We start from the raw sequence: 17,782 nt of genomic DNA, 5'->3' as shown, positions 1-17,782 counted from the left end.
ACAGCCATGCCATAGCATGCCCTCAGGCAGCCGCGCCCCGTGCGCCACCGCTCTTCCGCGGTCGTGTTCGGGTGCCGCGCGGCGCTCTCATCTACCCGGCGAACCCGGGTTTTCACTGGGGGTTCATCACTGTGCGCATGCGCAGCACTGCGGCCGCGACGGCACTCGCGGTCCTCTTCGGCTCGGCGGCGCTGAGCGTCGTGGCGGCGGGGACCGCCTCGGCCGCCGAAACCACCGTCGCCGCCGCCGGCGGTCTCGTCGTGGACGGCGCGCTCCAGCGCGTGTTCGTCGGCGACTCGGCGGACGGCCGGATCCTCGCCGCCGACTACAGCGGCACCCTCGTCGACCTGAACGCGGGCTTCGGCAGCGTCAGCGACCTGGCCCTGTCCGACGACGGCACCACCCTGTACGCGGCCCTGCCCCTCACGCACCAGATCCTCGCGCTCGACCCGGCCACCCTGGACGTCAAGCAGACGTACGCGATCCCGACCGACACCGGCCCGCGCCACCTGGCCTTCACCGGCGGCAAGGCGTGGTTCTCGTACGGCGACCAGTGGGACGGCGACATCGGCTCCATCGACCCGACGGTGGACCCGGCGAGCGGGACCGACCCGGTGGCGATGGCGCAGTTCCCGACGGAGGGCACCTCGGTCGGTCTCTGGGGCCAGGCGCTGCTGGACACCGACCCGAACCGGCCGGGCGTGCTGGCCGTCGGCCAGACCGGCATCTCCACCGACTCCATGGCCGTCCTCGACGTGTCGGCCGGCACTCCCAAGGCCACCGCCTGGTACTTCGGCGACTACAGCCTGAACAACGGCATCGGGGACATCGATCTCGTCCCTGGCGCCGACGAGGTGCTGGTCAACGGCGGGGACCGGGACGCCTACGCGAACGGGACGTTCTCCAAGGCCGGCGCCTACCCCTCCGGGCAGGGCGCCGACATCGCGCCGAACGGGCTGGTCGCGCAGGTGAAGGGCGACGAGGTCGCCGTCTACCGGCCGAACTCCACTCAGCCTCTGCGATCCTTCTACGACCTCTCCGGCGGACCGGTGCGCTGGGCGCCGGACGCCTCGCGGATCTTCGGGCTCGTACGGGACTTCGAAGGCAACCTCACCCTCGCGGCCCTCACCCAGCCGACGCTGAACGTCCCCACCCTCACGGTGAACGCGCCGAGCTCCGCGACCCGCGCCAAGAAGCTCACCGTCACCGGCAAGATCTCGGCGACGGTCCCGCTGCCCGTGGGCGTCAAGCTCTCCGTCACGCGGACCGACCTCGACAGCCCGAGCGGCAAGGCGCTCGCCGCCGTCACGGTCAAGGCGGACGGCACGTACTCCTTCACGGACGCCCCGCCGGCCGGCGGCACCGTCACGTACAAGGTCACCTACGCGGGCGACGCCGAGCACACCGGGATCTCCGCCTCCGACAAGGTCGCGGTGTCCCGCGCCGCGACGAGCCTGAGCCTGAACAACAACGGCAAGCTGTACAACTACGGCGCCGACGTGAAGTTCACGGCGCACCTCGGCTCGACCTACAAGAACCGCACGGTCGAGATCTGGGCGGACCCCTTCGGCTCCGACAAGCCCAAGAAGCTGATCAAGAAGGGCACGGTCAACTCCAGCGGCAACCTCGTCGCGACGGTCGACATGACCCGCGACACGACCGTCAGCGTGGTCTTCAAGGGCGACTCCCGCTACAAGCCGAGGACCGTGAAGGTCACGGCCTTCGCGCGGGTCAAGGTCTCCACCGCCGTCTCCCGGCACTACCGGACGGGGAAGATCGGCTCCACGTCGTACTACTGGTTCCACAAGAACACCGACCCGCTGCTCACCACCACGATGACCTACTACCCGGGCCGTCAGCAGCGCTTCGACCTCCAGGTCTACTACCAGGGTTCGTGGTACTCCCTGGACTCGGAGTACTTCCCCGTCGGTACGAACGGGAAGTCGGCCGTCACCCTCGAGGCACCCGGTGAGTCGGGCGTCCGGGCCCGGATGCGCTCGGTGTACGTCAACGGCTCGTCCGGTGACAGCGTGAACTCCACGACGTACGGCGCCTGGAAGTACCTGTACTTCAGCAACTGATCCCTCGTTCGAGGGACGACCCGGCCCGGAGGGAATGTCCTCCGGGCTTTCGTCGTTCAGGGTGGCAGAAAGTTCAACGCTCAACTAAAGTGGGACGCACGTCGGACGCAGTCGGACGCACGTCGCCCAAGGAGGTAGGGGACCATGCCTGCAGTGACCGTCGAGAACCCGCTGACGCTGCCGCGTGTCGCCGCGTCGGCCGAGGCCGTGGCGCGTCCCGTGCTCGGCGTCACGACCGCGCCGAGCGGTTTCGAGGGCGAGGGCTTCCCGGTGCGCCGGGCGTTCGCGGGGATCCACTACCGTCACCTCGACCCGTTCATCATGATGGACCAGATGGGCGAGGTGGACTACGCGCCGGGCGAGCCCAAGGGCACCCCCTGGCACCCGCACCGCGGCTTCGAGACCGTCACCTACATCATCGACGGGATCTTCGACCACCAGGACAGCAACGGCGGCGGCGGCACCATCACCAACGGCGACACCCAGTGGATGACGGCCGGCTCGGGCCTCCTCCACATCGAGGCGCCGCCGGAGCACCTCGTCATGTCCGGCGGCCTCTTCCACGGCCTCCAGCTCTGGGTGAACCTCCCGGCCGCGGACAAGATGATGGCGCCGCGGTACCAGGACATCCGCGGCGGCCACGTCCAGCTCCTGACGACCCCGGACGGCGGCGCGCTGCTCAGGGTCATCGCGGGCGAGCTGGACGGCCACGCGGGCCCGGGCATCACCCACACCCCCATCACCATGATCCACGCGACGCTCGCCGCGGGCGCCGAGCTCACCCTCCCCTGGCGGGAGGACTTCAACGGGCTGGCGTACGTCCTCGCGGGCAAGGGCTCGGTCGGCGCCGAACGCCGCCCGATCCACCTCGGCCAGACCGCCGTCTTCGGCGCGGGCTCCTCGCTGACCGTCCGCGCGGACGACAAGCAGGACTCCCACACCCCGGACATGGAGGTCGTCCTCCTCGGCGGCCGGCCGATCCGGGAACCGATGGTCCACTACGGCCCGTTCGTCATGAACACCAAGGACGAACTGATGCAGGCCTTCGAGGACTTCCAGAAGGGCCGCCTGGGGACGATCCCGGCGGTTCACGGGATGACGGAGGCGGGGCCCGAGGAGGCCTGACGCCTGACGCTCGGCAGCGACACGTGGGGAAGGGGCCCGTCCGGATGCGGACGGGCCCCTTCCGCGTCCGCTGCCGCCGGCCGCCGTCGCACCCGACCGAAGGGGGCACAGGATGTCGGGTCGGGCAGGGTGGACCCCTCCTAACGTGAGTGGGCGAAAGGGAAGGGGGGCCGGGATGCTGGAGCGGCTGAACCAGGCCATGGAGCACATCGAGGCGCATCTGGACCAGCCGATCGACGTGGCCGATCTCGCGCGCCTCGCGGTGACGTCGGAGTACCACTTCCGCCGGCTGTTCTCCGCGCTCGCGGGCATGCCGCTGTCGGAGTACGTCCGCCGCAGACGGCTGACCCTGGCGGGCGCCGAGGTGCTCGCCGGAGAGCGGACGCTGCTGGAGGTCGCCGTGCGGTACGGCTACGGCTCGGGAGAGGCCTTCGCCCGTGCGTTCCGCGCCGTCCACGGCGTGGGTCCGGGCGAGGCCCGGCGGACCGGTGCGGCGCTGTACTCCCAGCCCCGGCTGTCCTTCCGACTCGTCATCGAAGGGAGCAGCGGTATGCGCTACAGGATCGTGGACAAGGGAGAGTTCCGTGTGGTCGGCAGGAAGGCCCGCGTCCCGCTCGTCCATGAGGGGGTCAACCCGGCGATCGCCGAGTTCATCCGGGGCATCGGACCCGAGACCCTGGGCCGCGTCTCGGCCCTCTCCGACCAGGAGCCGAAGGGCATCGTCGGGGTGAGCGACCAGCTCGATCCCAGCCGGGCGGAAGGGACCGAACTCGACTACTACCACGGTGTGGTGACGTGCGCCGAGGCGCCCGAGGACCTGGACGTCCTCGCCGTCCCGGCCGGGGTGTGGGCCGTCTTCGCGAACTCCGGCCCGTTCCCGCACGCGCTCCAGCATCTGTGGCGGGACGTGTTCACCCAGTGGTTCCCCTCGAACCCGTACGAGAGCAGGCCGGGGCCCGAGATCCTGCGGGTGAGCCTGTCGCACGACCGCACCCGTGCGGACGCGGAACTGTGGATCCCGGTGGAACGGGCCGTATCCGCCGGCGGCCGGCCGCTCGGCAAAAGGCGGTGACAGGGTGCCGTAGGCGCATGAGGATGCTCTTTCGTGTGGGTGCCACCCGCTGGGAGGGAAGGGGAGATCCGTGAGTGCCGTACGCCTGGGTCTCATGGCCAGGAGCCTGGAAGGGCTGGTCCTCGGGGACGCGTTCGGGGACGGCTGGTTCCTGCGCGCCGGGGAGGACGCGGAGGGGCTGTGGGCGGCGCGGGAGGTGCGCCCGGCGCCCTGGCTCTGGACGGACGACTCGGCGATGGCGCTGGTGTTGTGCGCGCACGTGGCCAAGCACGGGGAGGTACGGGAGGACGAACTGGCGCGGGAGTTCGCCGCGGCGTACGCGCGTGACCCGGACCGGGGGTACGGCCCGTCGATGCACCGGGTGCTGCGGCGGATCGGGGAGGGCGAGCACTGGCGTGAGGTGACCACGGGCCAGTTCGGCGGGGTGGGCTCGCACGGGAACGGGGCGGCGATGCGGGTGGCTCCGCTGGGGGCCTGGTTCTACGACCGGCCGGCGCTCGCGGCGTCACAGGCGTGGCTGTCCGCGCTGACCACGCATTCCCACCGTGAGGCCGTCGCCGGAGCGGTCGCGGTGGCGGTCGCCGCGTCGCTGGCGGCGGGCGGCGCGCAGAGCGAGGCGCCGCCTCGGGAGGACTTCCTGAGGCAGGTCATGCGCTACGTGCCGGAGAGCGAGGTCCGCTCGGGGCTGCGGTTGGCGGCGGACCTTCCCGCGCGGACGTCGATCCGCCACGCGGCGTCGGTCCTGGGCACGGGGACCGGTCTCTCGGCCCAGGACACGGTCCCGTTCGCCCTGTGGTCGGCGGCCGGCCACCTGGACGACCTGCCCGAGGCGCTCTGGCGGACGGTCGGGGGCTGGGGCGACCGGGACACCACGTGCGCGATCGCGGGCGGAGTGGTTGCCGCCCGCACGGGCACCGGGTCCGTCCCGCCGGCTTGGCGGGAGGCCTGCGAGGAGACTCCGGCCTGGGCCGACGTCAGGTGAGCCCCTTCCAGGCCCTTCTGACGGATCAACGCCGCTCCTTCACCCACAGAGATCCGTCAGAAGGGCCCTAAGGGGTGTTTCCCTAGTGGGACGTGGTCGCGAAGGTCGCGGGCGGAGCAGGTGTCGGATGGAGGCCCAGGTCGGTCCTTGCCGCCCGTAGGTGGTTCAGGCCCTCCCTGGCCAAGCGGGTCACCTCCGCGTACTCCGTCGCCGTGCGGGCCGTGGTCAGGCGGGTGCGGGCCTCGCGTTGGCATTCCGCCGCCCTCGTCAGCGCCTCGCCCGCCTCCTTCCTCGCCGTCGACCAGGCGCGGGCGTCCGGTGGGACCAGGCCGCTCGTCAGGTGGACGAGGGCGTGGTTGGCCTCGGCCTCCGCGTCCAGGTCGGACGGGGGGCGGTCGCGGTGGGAGCGGCGTTGGGCCAGGACGCCCGCCGCGGCGCCGACGATCAGCAGTACCGAGAGCACTGTCGCGAAAACCATGGCCCGTTCCTCCCTTGTGCGCCGATCCCTGTCGGCTTTCTCCTCCTCCATGAGAAGACAGGCCGCTGTGATCACCCCCCGGGATTCCTGTGTGACGGCGGTGAGGTTTCCAAGGGGGTGGACAAGAAGGGCGGAACGCGGGGCGTCAGGTCGCCGACGGGGTCGCCGAGGCGGTCGGTCGGGGGGGGGCGTCCTGGCCGTCGTGGGTGGCGGTGGGGTCGACGCCCTGTGGATGCGGACGGCCGCGTTCCGGATGGGCCGGCAGGTCTCGGAGTCGATCACGAGGCTGAGGAGGGGGGATGCCCTCACGGTCCTCCGTGACGTCCCGGCGGATCTTTTCGGCGTCGCTGAGAAACCTGAAGTCTTCGGCCACCGGAAAGGGAAAAGGGGCGGGAAACCGAACCCGGTTCCCGCCCCTTTTCGGCCAGGCTACTTCGGCTGCGGCTTGCGCACCGACAGGTGCAGCTCCTTCAGCCGGGCCTCCTCCAGCTCCGTCGGCGCGCCCATCATCAGGTCCTGGGCGTTGCCGTTGAGCGGGAACGCGATGGTCTCCCGGATGTTCGGCTCGTCCGCGAGGAGCATGACGATACGGTCCACGCCGGGGGCGATACCGCCGTGCGGCGGGGCGCCGAAGCGGAACGCGCGCAGCATGCCCGCGAACTTCTCCTCGACGGTCTCCCGGTCGTAGCCGGCGATCTCGAACGCCTTCAGCATGATCTCCGGCTCGTGGTTCCGGATCGCGCCGGAGGACAGCTCGACGCCGTTGCAGACGATGTCGTACTGCCAGCCCAGGATGTCCAGCGGGTCCTGGGTCTGCAGCGCCTCCAGGCCGCCCTGCGGCATGGAGAACGGGTTGTGCGAGAAGTCGATCGCGCCGGTGTCCTCGTCCTTCTCGTACATCGGGAAGTCGACGATCCAGCAGAAGCGGAAGACGCCCTCCTCGAAGTGGCCGGCCCGCTTGGCGGCCTCGACGCGGACCGCGCCCATGATCTTCGAGACCTCGTCGAACTCGCCCGCGCCGAAGAAGATCGCGTGGCCGGGGGCCAGCGAGAGCCGCTTGGTCAGCTCCGCCACGTTCTCCTCGGTGAGGAACTTCGCGATCGGGCCGGTCAGCGTGCCGTCCTCGCCGACGCGCACCCAGGCGAGGCCCTTCGCGCCCAGCGTGACGGCGAAGTCACCGAGCTGGTCGAAGAACTTCCGCGGCTGGGCGGAGACGTCCGGCACGGGCAGCGCGCGTACGTGCTTGCCGGCGAAGGCCTTGAACTCCGAGCCCTCGAAGACGTCGGTGATGTCCACCAGCTCCAGCTGGGCCCGCAGGTCCGGCTTGTCGGAGCCGTACTTCAGCATCGCCTCGCGGAAGGGGATCCGCGGGAACGGCGAGGTGACATGGCGGCCGCCGCCGAACTCCTCGAACAGCTCCGTCATGAGCTGCTCGATCGGCTGGAAGACGTCCTCCTGCTCGACGAAGCTCATCTCGACGTCGAGCTGGTAGAACTCGCCCGGCGAACGGTCCGCGCGCGCGTCCTCGTCACGGAAGCAGGGCGCGATCTGGAAGTAGCGGTCGAAGCCGGAGATCATCAGCAGCTGCTTGAACTGCTGCGGCGCCTGCGGGAGCGCGTAGAACCTGCCCGGGTTCAGACGGGAGGGGACCACGAAGTCACGGGCGCCCTCGGGGGAGGTCGCCGACAGGATCGGGGTCGCCATCTCGTTGAAGCCCAGCGCCGTCATCTTGTGCCGGATCGCGGAGATGACCGCCGTACGCAGCATGATGTTGCGGTGCATGCGCTCGCGGCGCAGGTCGAGGAAGCGGTACTCCAGGCGCCGCTCCTCGTTGACCCCGTCCTCGGTGTTGATCGTGAACGGCAGCGGCTGGGCGGCGCCGAGCAGCTCGACCTCGCCGACCTCGACCTCGATCTCACCGGTGGGCAGGTCCGGGTTCACGTTCTCCGAGCCGCGCGAGACGACCTTGCCGTCGACGCGGACCGTGGACTCCTTGCTGACCTTGTCCAGGGCCTCGTAGGCGGGCGTGCCGGGACGGGCGACCAGCTGCGTGATGCCGTAGTGGTCGCGCAGATCGATGAAGAGGATGCCGCCCAGGTCGCGCCGATTGTGCAGCCAGCCACTCAGCCGGACGTCGGTGCCGACGTCAGAGGAGCGGAGCTCGCCGCAGGTGTGGGACCTGTACCGATGCATCGTCGTTCATCCAGCCTTCGCGGATAGGGGGCACGTTTCACGTGAAACAAACCCCAGAGTACCGGGCAGCCCGAGATCGCCTCCCCTCAATAGCCTCGGTGATGATCACCCTCGGGTTTCGATCCGTCCATCGGTGGCACCTTTCGACCCCGTCTTCTTAAAGTGGGGCAATGCGCGCTGGCGAGTCCCTGCCCGCCGTGGGAGAGGTCCTCGCCTCCCTCGCGACCGGCCTCTGGCACTGGAGCACGGCCACCGGGCAGGTCACGGTCGACGCCGAGGCCGCCCGGCTGCTCGGGCTGCCCCCCGAGGGGGCGGTCCTCAGCGAGGCCCAGACCAGGGCCCGGCTGCACCCCGTCGACTGGAACGAGATCACCGGAGTGGTCCAGCTCGCCGTGGCCGAGGGCACGCTCGCCGAGGTGCGGATCCGGATCATGGACGAGCAGGGGCGGGTCGTACGGGTGGTCCGCAGCCGCTCGAAGCCGTCGTACGACCCGGAGAAGCGGGCCTACGAGCTGATCGGCACCCTCCAGGAGGTCACCGAGCCCCGTCCGGGCACCCCCGCCGGGCGCACCGCCGTCACCGGTGACTGGCGGCGTTCACGGGAGGCGTTCCTGCTGGATGCGGGCCGGGCGCTGGCGGAGGCGCGGTCCACGGAGGAGGTGCTGCGGGTCGCGGCGGGCCTGGCGATGCCCGGGTTCTCGCCGGACGGGCTCGCCGTCTTCGGGGTCGACGGGGACCGGCTGACGATCATCGGCCACCATGGGCAGCAGCCCGGTGACGAGGGCCCCTTCACCCATATGCCCGTGGACACGGACTACCCCGCCGCCGAGGTCGTGCGCACCGGCCGGGCCGTCTATCTCTCCTCCCCCGGGCAGTACAAGGAGCGCTACCCGCTCACCTGGCCGATGGCCGCGCACTTCGGCCGGGAGTCATGGGCGTTCGTGCCGCTGACGGTGGCCGGGCGGACCATGGGCGCCTGGATGGCCGCCTTCACCCATCCCGTGGCCTTCACCCCGGACGAGCGGTCCGTCCTCACCACCGTCGCCCGGATGCTCGCCCAGGCCCTGACCCGCGCGGGCGCCGCCGAGACCCAGCGCGAGCTGACCGACGGCCTCCAGCGGTCGATGCTGCCCACGCTCGGCCCCGAGATACCCGGCATGACCCTGGCCGCCCGCTACATACCGACCGGCGGCGGCCTCCAGGTCGGCGGCGACTGGTACGACATGATCCCCCTTCCCAGCGGCCGCTTCGCGCTGGTCATCGGGGACGTCCAGGGGCACGACGTGCGGGCCGCCGGGCTCATGGGCCAGCTGCGGATCGCCCTGCGCGCCTACGCCGCCGAGGGCCACCGCCCCGATGCCGTCCTCTCCCGCGCCTCCGGCTTCCTGCACGGCATCAACCAGGCCGGCGACGACACCGACCTGCGCTTCGCGACCTGTCTCTACATCGAGGTCGACCCGGTGACCGGTGTGCTGGAGACGGCCCGGGCCGGGCATCTCGACCCGGCCGTGCGGATGGCCGACGGCACGGTCATGGTCCGCGCCACCGCCGGTGGCCTCCCCCTCGGCGTCGACCCCACCGCCGACTACCCCACCACCCGGCTCGCCCTGGAGCCCGGCGAGTCGCTGATGCTGTGCACCGACGGCCTGCTGGAGACCGGCGGCCACGACCTCGACACCGGCTGGAGCCGCGTCCGGACGATTTTGGAGAGCCACGAGGGAGACCTCGAGGAACTGGCCGACGCGCTCGTCCAGGCCGTGCACGGCCCCTCCTCCCACCACACCCCCGGCCCGCTCGCCGACCGCCGGGGCGACGACATCGCCGTCCTGCTCCTGTGCCGCCACGGAGGGCCGGACTGCGGCCCGGCCGCCCAGGCGCCGCCGCGCACGCCGGTCCGCCGCACCATGCTGACCGTGGCCCAGGCCGAGCCCGAACGGATCGCGGTGGGCCGGCAGCAGCTCCGCGAACTCCTCCACGACTGGCCGAGCGCGGACCAGGTCGACTCGGCGGTGCTGCTCCTGTCCGAGACCCTCACCAACGTCCTCGTCCATACGGACGCCGACGCCCTCCTGGTCGCCGAGGTCACCGGCACCCCCGGCGAACGCCGTATCCGCGTCGAGGTCACCGACGCCGGCGACGACCTCCCCCACCGCCGGCGCCCCGGCGAACTCGCCTCCTCGGGCCGGGGCCTGGTCCTCATCGAACTCCTCGCGGACACCTGGGGGGTGGCACCGCGGGGCGAGGGCAAGACGATCTGGTTCGAGCTCTACGAGGCCGGCGGCCCGGGCGGCTCCGACGGCCCCTCGGCGCCGTAGCGCGTCCGCAGCTCGCTCAGCACCCCGAATCCCGCCGCCGTCACGGGGACCGCGAGGAGCATGCCGAGGATGCCGGCCACGGAGGCGCCGGCGGTGATGGCGAGCATGACGGCGGCGGGGTGCATCTGGACGGTGCGGCTCTGGATGGCGGGCTGCAGGACATGGCCCTCCAGGACCTGTACGGCGAGGACGACCCCCAGGGCCCACAGCGCGATGACGAACCCCCGGTCGGCGAGGGCGACGAGGACGGCGACCGCGCCGGAGAGGAAGGCGCCCAGGTAGGGGATGTACGCGCCGACGAAGACGAGGGCGCCGAGGCCCGGGGCGCCCGGGACGTCGAGGACGAGCAGGCCGACGGTGATGCACACGGCGTCGATGAGGGCGATCAGGGTCGTCCCCCGCATGAAGCCCTCCACCGCCGCGAAGGCCCGCCGGCTCATCGCCTCCAGGGTGTCCCCGGTGCCGCCCGGGGCCACCGAGCGCAGGGCCTCGGCGGCGCGGTCGGAGTCCCGGAGGAAGAAGAAGACCAGCAGCAGCGCGAGGACGGCCATCGCGATGGTCTCGCCGACCACGCTGACCCCGCTGATCACATTGGAGGCCGCCGTCCCGCCGAACTTCGTCAGCAGGTCCCGGGAGTTGGACGCGAGGTCGTCCAGCGAGGTCCCGGCCGCCCCGAAGTGCTCGGCGACGCTCCGCGCCGCGTCCTTGAGGGAGTCCACGATCTGGTCCCCGGTGTCGATCAGCGCGGCGACCACCACGTACACCGCGCCGCCGACGACCGCGACGACGGCCACACAGGTCAGCGCCGCCGCGATCGAGCGCGGCATCCGCGCCCTCACCAGCCGCTTGTACAGGGGGCGCAGCAGCGCGGTCCCGAGCAGCGCGAGCAGCACCGGCGTCACGGCCGTACGGAACGTCGCGCACAGCCGGATCCCGACGTACGCCACGCCCGCGACCAGCAGGATCACCGCACACCAGGCGGCGAGCCGGCGGACGGGCACGGGGAGCAGCTGCACACGTCCAGCGGAGCACGGCCCGGCCGGGCTGTCCTGCGCGGACCACCCGGCCGGGTGACGCCCTGTCACGTGCCCGCGTCAGAAGAGCGCCTTGTACCCGCCCCAGCCGGACCCGAACAGCGTCCGCGAACCGAACGAGCCCTTGCCGTCGCCGTACTGCCGGTACAGCTTCCCGGCGGTGTCGCGGGCGACGAGGTCGCAGCGGCCGTCGCCGTTGAGGTCACCGACGCCGACGACGGCGTTGTAGGAGGAGCCCCAGTTCGCGAACAGCTTCACGCGGGCGGAGAAGGTGCCCTTCCCGGTGCCGGAGTACCGGTAGAGGGTGTTGGCCTTGTCCTGGGCGAGCAGATCCCCGATGCCGTCCCCGTCCAGGTCCCCGGCGCCCACGATCCTCTTGTACGTCCTCAGGTCGTCGTACAGCTTCACCCGCGAGGTCAGCTTGCCGGTGCTGGTGCCCTTGAACAGGTACAGCGTGCCGGTGGAGGCGGCTCGGGCGACCAGGTCGGGGCGGCCGTCGCCGGTGAGGTCACCGGGCGAGGTGAGGACGTCGTACTGGTTCCAGCCGCTGGTGGCGAGGGTGGTGTACTTCGTCGAGGGTGTGATGTCCCCGTTGCAGCGCGGCTTGTACAGGCGCAGGGCGCCACTGCCGAGCCGTACGAGGACGTCGTTGCAGCGGTCGCCGCTGAGGTCGCCGAAGGGGACGGCCGTGATGGTCCTGGGCCAGCCGGTGCCGATGCGCTTCTCGGCGAACTTCCCGCCGCCCGTGTTCTGGTGGACGGTGAGCGTGCCCGTGGTGCTGAGGGTGAGCAGGTCGCCGATGCCGTCGGGGCCGTCGACGCTGCCGTAGTCGTGGCGGACCGGTGCGCCCTCGTGGACGAAGCGGCTGCCGCTCGCCACCGTGGCCGCCGTGGAGCCGCCCGGACCGGTCGCGCGCAGGGTCCACTTGTAGGTGCCGTTGGGGAAGCGGACGCCGGCCGAGGTCAGGCCGTTCCAGGTGGCGTCGAGGTACGCGGCGGCCGGGCCGCCGGTGAGCGTGCGGGTGGCCTTGCCGGTGGGGCCGCTCTGCACGGAGGCGAAGGTCAGGGACCAGGAGGTGACCGGGCGGGACAGCAGCCAGGTGGCGGTCCAGTAGCGGGCGGAGCCCAGGACGGCCGAGTAGTCGTCGATCTCCGTCCGGAACGCGGTCGGTGCCGACGGGGTCACCCCGGTCGTGGCGACGTGCGTGCGCTCATAGCCGTCGAACCAGGCGACCAGGCCCGTGTTCTCGTCCACCGTCCAGCGGAAGCGGCGGTCGGCGTCGACGCCGGTCTCGGGGATGCCGGAGGCCAGCGTGCGGGTGGTGCCGGAGGCGGCCTCGGTGAGGACCAGTTCGTCGGTGGAGTGGTCGTGGCGGACGGTGAAACCGTCGCCCAGCAGGACATCGCCCGGGGCGACCGCGACCGACGTGCCCGCCCCGGTGTCGTAGACACCCGCCGACGACGTGCCGCACGCCCAGTACAGCCAGTGGCCGGCGGCCTGGAGCTCGGTGGGGACGCAGCCGGCGCCGGGGAGGGTGACCGTGCCGAGCGTCTTCTCGTCGGTGAGGCTGTACGAGGTGACCTGGCCGGCGGTGGACGTGGCGCTCCAGAGGGTGGAGCCGTTCAGGGCGGCGGCGCGGCCGCCGCGCTTCAGCTTCTGGCCCTGGTCGATCTCCCAGACGTACTGGGCGGGCGAGGTGCCGCCCGACTGGTAGACCACGTAGTCGTCGGACACGTCGACGAGTGTGCCGCCGGAGGTGCCGAACTCGATCGGGTTGGAGGAGCCCGTGACCTTGATCCGGTCGAGCCGCTGATCGGTGGCACCGGCGTAGGTCGTGAGGTACACGTCGCGCGACTCGTAGGTCAGGTTGCCCCACAGGGGGGCGCAGCGGACGCCCGGGTAGGGGCAGGCGGGGCTGACCGTCACGCTGCCGGTGGCGGCGGAGGACTCCAGCGAGGTGCCGCCGTCGGTGGTGAGGGTGCGGACCGAGGTGGTACCGCCGCTCTCCACCACGCGCAGGGTGCCCCGGCTGAGGGCGAGGCCCGTCTTGGCGTTCTCCACGGCCGGGATCCGCGCCACCTTCGTCAGCGCGGGCGTACCGTCCTCGCCCGCCTCGACACGCTGGAGCCACCAGTCGTCGGCCCCGGTGCCGCCGCTGACCAGCGCGGTGCCGGACACGGGCAGCGCGTAGTCGCCGGAGGCGGTGAGCAGCGTCTGCGAGGTGCCGTCGGTGAGGGACACGGCCGTCAGGCTGCTCCCCCCGGTGACGGACAGCACCAGACGATCGCCGACGAGGACGGGGACGCCTCTGAGGTCACCGAGGTGGGGCAGGTCGTACACCTGCTCCTCGCCGGCCGGATCGGTGCGGGACTTCAGGTGCAGATCGCCGCTGTCGGGGTCGTACCAGCCGAACCGCTCGTCGCCCAGGACGCCGTACGCGCCGGTGGGGACGTCCTCGAAGGCACGCGTCTCGACGGCCGTGTCGATGTCGACGTAGGAGATCACGGAAGTGGCGCTGCCGACCTTGATCAGCACGCCGTGGGAGTCGGCGGCGGCCACCGTGTTGTCCTGGATGGTGGACGCGTCGTCGCCGGTGATCGTCCGCTCCCGCCGCTCCCCGCCCGGGAAGTCGATGAGGGTACGGCCCGTCACGACCGTCTCGCCCGCCAGTGCCCGGTAGGAGTACGACGAGGTCACGGTGGACGTCGTACGTGTCGCCGGGTCCCACAGGGTGACGGACTTCGAGGAGAGGGCCGTCGGCAGGGCGACGAGGTCGCCGTCGGAGCCGTACCAGGCCGTGCGGCACACACTGGTGACGGTGGCGCAGGGCAGGGACGGCGCGTAGACGCCGTCCCCGGTCGACACGGTGACCGTGGCGCCGGTGGTGGCGTCGGTCCACAGCAGGCCGTCGACGCCGCTCTGCCGGTGCAGATAGCCCGTCTCCCCGGCGACCAGCGGCCGCTCGGTGCGCGGTTCGGCCGATGCCGGGTCGGTGAGCGTGATCTCGGTGGTGTCACCGGATCCCGTCGCCACGGCGGTGCCGCCGCCGACGGCGGTGACGACGGTCGCGACGGCGACCGCGAGGGCGGAGACGGCGGCGGTCACGCCGCCCGTTCTCCGGGCGTGCATGCCCACGTGCTGGTCCTCCCCACGAGGGCCCCCTGCCCTCGCCCAAGTGAGCGGACTTTAGCAGGGCTTTTCCCGTGCTTTGTCGGCAGGTTGCCCGTTCTTTCCCGGCACTTCTCAACGTCGCTTAACGGAGTTCAAAGCCGCTTCACAGCCGGCGCCCCGATCGTCGTGACATGAGCACCCGACCGCTCCTCGTCGCCACGGACCTGGCCGCCATCGCCGTCCTCGCCTTCGCCGTGTACTTCCCCCGCCATCACCGACGGGACCTGGTCACCGCGTTCCTCGGGATCAACGTGGGGGTCCTCGCCGTCGCGATGACGCTGAGTCAGGCCGCGGTGGGGATCGGACTCGGCATGGGCCTGTTCGGGGTGCTGTCGATCATCCGGCTGCGGTCGTACGAGATCGCCCAGCACGAGATCGCCTATTACTTCGCGGCCCTCGCGATCGGCCTGCTCAACGGCGTCCCCGAGGAGACGTCCGGGCTGCCGGTCGCGCTGACGGCGCTGCTCGTCGGCACGCTCTACGTCGCCGACCACCCCCGCCTCTTCGCCCGGCACCGCACCCGCAGCCTGCGGCTGGACTCCGCGCACACCGACGAGAGCGCCCTGCGCGCCCACCTGGAGGTGCTGCTCGGCGGGCGGGTGGTGAACCTGTCGGTCAAGGGCGTCGACCTCGTCAACGACACCACCCAGGTCGAGGTCCGGTACGTCGTCGACGACGAGGTACGGGCACCGCGCGGCAAGGTCCCGGCGTGAGGGCCCTCGACTCGCTCGGCGCCGCCGTCGGCGCCCTGCGCCCCGTGAGCCTGGACGAACTCGTCGCCCGCGCCGAGCTGCTGACCCGTGTGGACCGCAAGTACGTGCTGCCGCTCGCCGACCTGCCCTTCCTGCTCGGCGGCCTCGGCGGTGACGTACGGGTCCTGGAGATCGACGGCGGACGGGACTTCGGCTACCGCTCGCTCTACCACGACACCCCGCGCCTCGACGCCTACCTGGGCGCCGCCCGCGCCCGCCGGCGCCGCTTCAAGCTCCGCGTCCGCAGCTATGTCGACGCGGAGCTGGACTTCCTGGAGGTCAAGACACGGGGCCCGCGCGGCACCACCGTGAAACAGCGGATCCCCTACGACGGCGACGACCGCCTGCTCGACCCCGCCGGGCGCGCCTTCGTCGACGCCGTCCTCACCGCGGCCCGCATCGACCCGCGGGACCTGCGCTTCTCGCCCGCGCTGACGACGACGTACCGCCGCACGACCCTCTTGCTGCCCGGCGACGGCAGCCGGATGACGCTCGACACCGGGCTGGTCTGGGCGCTGCCGGACGGGGCGCGGGTGCTGTCCGCCGGGGACCGGGCGGTCGTCGAGACGAAGGCCGGGCGGGCCGGGTCCGGCGCCGACCGGCTGCTGTGGTCGCTGGGCCACCGGCCCTGCACGGTCTCCAAGTACGGCACCGGCCTCGCCGCCCTGCGCCCCGAACTCCCCGCCCACCGCTGGCTGCCGGTCCTGCGCCGGCACTTCCCCACCGCACTCGACGGGAGCCCCGCATGAGCATCGGAACCACGGTACGGCGCAGGTTCGCCGCCGCCCTCGCCTGTGCCGCGCTCGCCGCGGCGGCCCTGACCGGCTGCTCCTTTGACGCCACCGAGGAGACGGCCGGCGGCTCGGAGTCGGCCTCGGCGGGGACCGCGGTGGAGGGCGCGCAGAGCGCCGCCACGGTCCTCGCCGCCGACAAGGAGGCCCATGACGCGGACCTCACCGAGGACGCCTCCGACGCCGTGGACATCGCGCTCGACGGGGACTCGGCGAGCGTGCGGGGCGACGGGGCCGAGGCGAGCGGGGCGACCGTGACGATCACCTCCGGCGGCACCTACCGGATCACCGGCACCCTCACCGACGGGCAGGTCGTCGTCGACGCGCCCGACGCGACCGTACGGCTCGTGCTGGACGGGGCGAGGATCTCCAGCTCCACCGGGGCGGCCCTCGCGGCCACCGACGTGGACGAGCTCGTCGTCGTCCTCGCCGACGGCACCACGAACACCCTCTCCGACGCCCCGTCCCACGCCGAGGACGCCGAGGTGAACGCGGCCCTGTTCAGCGCCGGTGATCTGACCGTCGGGGGCGGTGGCACGCTCACGGTGAAGGGGAACGGCGGCGACGGCATCGCGAGCAGAGACGGGCTGGTCCTCGCCTCCGGGACGATCCGCGTCACCGCCGCCGACGACGGGGTGCGGGGCAAGGACTACCTGGTCGTCGAGGACGGCGAGCTCACCGTCGAGGCGGGCGGCGACGGGCTCACCTCCGACAACGAGGACGACGAGGACTCCGGGTACGTGTCCCTGGCGGGCGGCGCCGTCGACGTCACCGCGCGGGGCGACGGGGTCGCCGCGGCCACCGACCTCGTCGTCACCGGCGGCCGGCTGACCGTCGCCGCCGGCGGCGGAAGCGGTGCGCGGCCCGCCGACGACACCTCCGCGAAGGGGGTGAAGGCCGGGGTGATCGCCGTCCTGGAGGAAGGCACGATCGCGGTCGACTCCGCCGACGACGCGGTGCACAGCGACGGCGCGGTCCACTTCGCCGGGGCCACCGTGACCGCAGCGAGCGGGGACGACGGGGTGCACGCGGAGGGCGACCTCGTCCTCGACGACGGCACGGTGAAGGTCACCAGGGCGGAGGAGGGCCTGGAGGGCAAGGACATCGTCGTGGCGGGCGGCTCGGTGTCGATCGTGGCGAGCGACGACGGCATCAACGCCAGTGGCGGCAGCGGGAGTTCCCCAGAGGGCGGCCGGGGCGGCGGGGAGGGCGTCGGCGACTTCACGGTGACCGTCAGCGGCGGTTCCCTCGTCGTCGACTCCGAGGGCGACGGCCTCGACTCCAACGGCACGGCCGAGATCACGGGCGGCACCGTGGTCGTCAACGGCCCCCAGCAGGGCGGCAACGGCGCCCTCGACGTCAACGGCTCCCTCACCGTCAGCGGCGGCACCCTGCTCGCGGCCGGCAGCGCGGGCATGGCCGTCGCCCCCGACGAGGACTCCGGGCAGGGCTGGCTGTCGGCCACCCTCGACTCCTCCGTCCCCGCGGGCACGACCCTGCACGTCGTCGACGCCGACGGCGCGGTCGTCGCCACGTACATCACGGCCAAGCAGATCCAGAACGTCGTCTACTCGTCGTCCGCGATCACGTCCGGGGCGACCTACCGGATCTACTCAGGCGGCTCGACCTCCGCCACCGACGGCACGGGCGGCCTCTACACCCGGGCCGGGACGCTGGGCTCGGCCGAGGAGATCGCCGCGGTCACGGCCGGGGACGCGCCGCAGGGCGGCGGGTTCGGCGGGGGCGGCGGCCCGGGCGGGGGCCGCCGCTGACCGGCGAGGCCGGGCG

12 protein-coding genes are annotated in these 17,782 nt (G+C 72.2%); 8 read left to right on the top strand and 4 right to left on the bottom strand.

Annotated features, from left to right (window positions below; genetic code table 11):
- Positions 1-137 precede the first annotated feature (137 nt).
- The 4 genes from OG852_RS23820 (at position 138) to OG852_RS23805 (ending at position 5,260) form a co-directional block, all read left to right on the top strand.
- The gene (locus OG852_RS23820) at positions 138-2,081 is read left to right on the top strand and encodes an Ig-like domain repeat protein (RefSeq protein WP_330348906.1); all 1,944 of its coding nucleotides are present in this window, start codon (positions 138-140) and stop codon (positions 2,079-2,081) included.
- A gap of 144 nt (positions 2,082-2,225) precedes the next feature.
- On the top strand, positions 2,226-3,206 hold the full coding sequence (locus OG852_RS23815; RefSeq protein WP_330348905.1) for a pirin family protein: 981 nt from the start codon (positions 2,226-2,228) through the stop codon (positions 3,204-3,206).
- 175 nt (positions 3,207-3,381) lie between these two features.
- Positions 3,382-4,278, top strand: coding sequence for an AraC family transcriptional regulator (locus OG852_RS23810; RefSeq protein WP_330348904.1), 897 nt, complete (start codon positions 3,382-3,384; stop codon positions 4,276-4,278).
- A 94-nt stretch (positions 4,279-4,372) separates the two neighbouring features.
- The gene (locus OG852_RS23805; RefSeq protein ID WP_133911287.1) at positions 4,373-5,260 is read left to right on the top strand and encodes an ADP-ribosylglycohydrolase family protein; all 888 of its coding nucleotides are present in this window, start codon (positions 4,373-4,375) and stop codon (positions 5,258-5,260) included.
- Between the two features lie 82 nt (positions 5,261-5,342).
- Here OG852_RS23805 and OG852_RS23800 read toward each other — a convergent pair whose 3' ends face one another.
- Positions 5,343-5,738, bottom strand: a complete 396-nt coding sequence (locus tag OG852_RS23800) for a hypothetical protein (protein WP_133910975.1) — start codon at positions 5,736-5,738, stop codon at positions 5,343-5,345.
- A 429-nt stretch (positions 5,739-6,167) separates the two neighbouring features.
- Positions 6,168-7,931, bottom strand: coding sequence for an aspartate--tRNA ligase (gene aspS, locus OG852_RS23795; protein WP_133910974.1), 1,764 nt, complete (start codon positions 7,929-7,931; stop codon positions 6,168-6,170).
- 170 nt (positions 7,932-8,101) lie between these two features.
- Between aspS and OG852_RS23790 the strand changes: the two genes are divergently transcribed.
- Positions 8,102-10,246, top strand: coding sequence for an ATP-binding SpoIIE family protein phosphatase (locus tag OG852_RS23790; protein WP_133910973.1), 2,145 nt, complete (start codon positions 8,102-8,104; stop codon positions 10,244-10,246).
- Here the strand turns inward: OG852_RS23790 and OG852_RS23785 are convergent.
- Positions 10,198-11,262, bottom strand: a complete 1,065-nt coding sequence (locus OG852_RS23785; protein WP_133910972.1) for an AI-2E family transporter — start codon at positions 11,260-11,262, stop codon at positions 10,198-10,200. The genes OG852_RS23790 and OG852_RS23785 overlap by 49 nt on opposite strands.
- Positions 11,263-11,340: 78 nt before the next feature.
- Positions 11,341-14,409 (bottom strand): FG-GAP repeat domain-containing protein, encoded by a 3,069-nt coding sequence (locus tag OG852_RS23780; protein ID WP_330348903.1) that lies wholly within the window; start codon positions 14,407-14,409, stop codon positions 11,341-11,343.
- Between the two features lie 173 nt (positions 14,410-14,582).
- Here OG852_RS23780 and OG852_RS23775 point away from each other — a divergent pair, with 173 nt between their 5' ends.
- Genes OG852_RS23775 through OG852_RS23765 form a run of 3 tightly spaced genes read left to right on the top strand, consistent with a single transcriptional unit; the run spans position 14,583 to position 17,766 of the window.
- The gene (locus OG852_RS23775; protein ID WP_330348902.1) at positions 14,583-15,164 is read left to right on the top strand and encodes a DUF4956 domain-containing protein; all 582 of its coding nucleotides are present in this window, start codon (positions 14,583-14,585) and stop codon (positions 15,162-15,164) included.
- Complete coding sequence (locus tag OG852_RS23770; protein ID WP_133910969.1) at positions 15,161-15,952, top strand: VTC domain-containing protein; 792 nt, start codon at positions 15,161-15,163, stop codon at positions 15,950-15,952. The genes OG852_RS23775 and OG852_RS23770 overlap by 4 nt, the downstream gene beginning before the upstream one ends.
- A complete protein-coding gene (locus OG852_RS23765) occupies positions 15,949-17,766 on the top strand; it encodes a carbohydrate-binding domain-containing protein (protein ID WP_330348901.1) in 1,818 nt (605 codons plus the stop codon). The genes OG852_RS23770 and OG852_RS23765 overlap by 4 nt, the downstream gene beginning before the upstream one ends.
- The last annotated feature ends 16 nt before the right edge of the window (positions 17,767-17,782 follow it).

It is taken from the genome of Streptomyces sp. NBC_00582 (assembly GCF_036345155.1).
GTDB lineage: Bacteria > Actinomycetota > Actinomycetes > Streptomycetales > Streptomycetaceae > Streptomyces.
The sequence above is the reverse complement of the archived record's forward strand: the minus strand, read 5'-3'. Positions and strand labels throughout refer to the sequence as shown.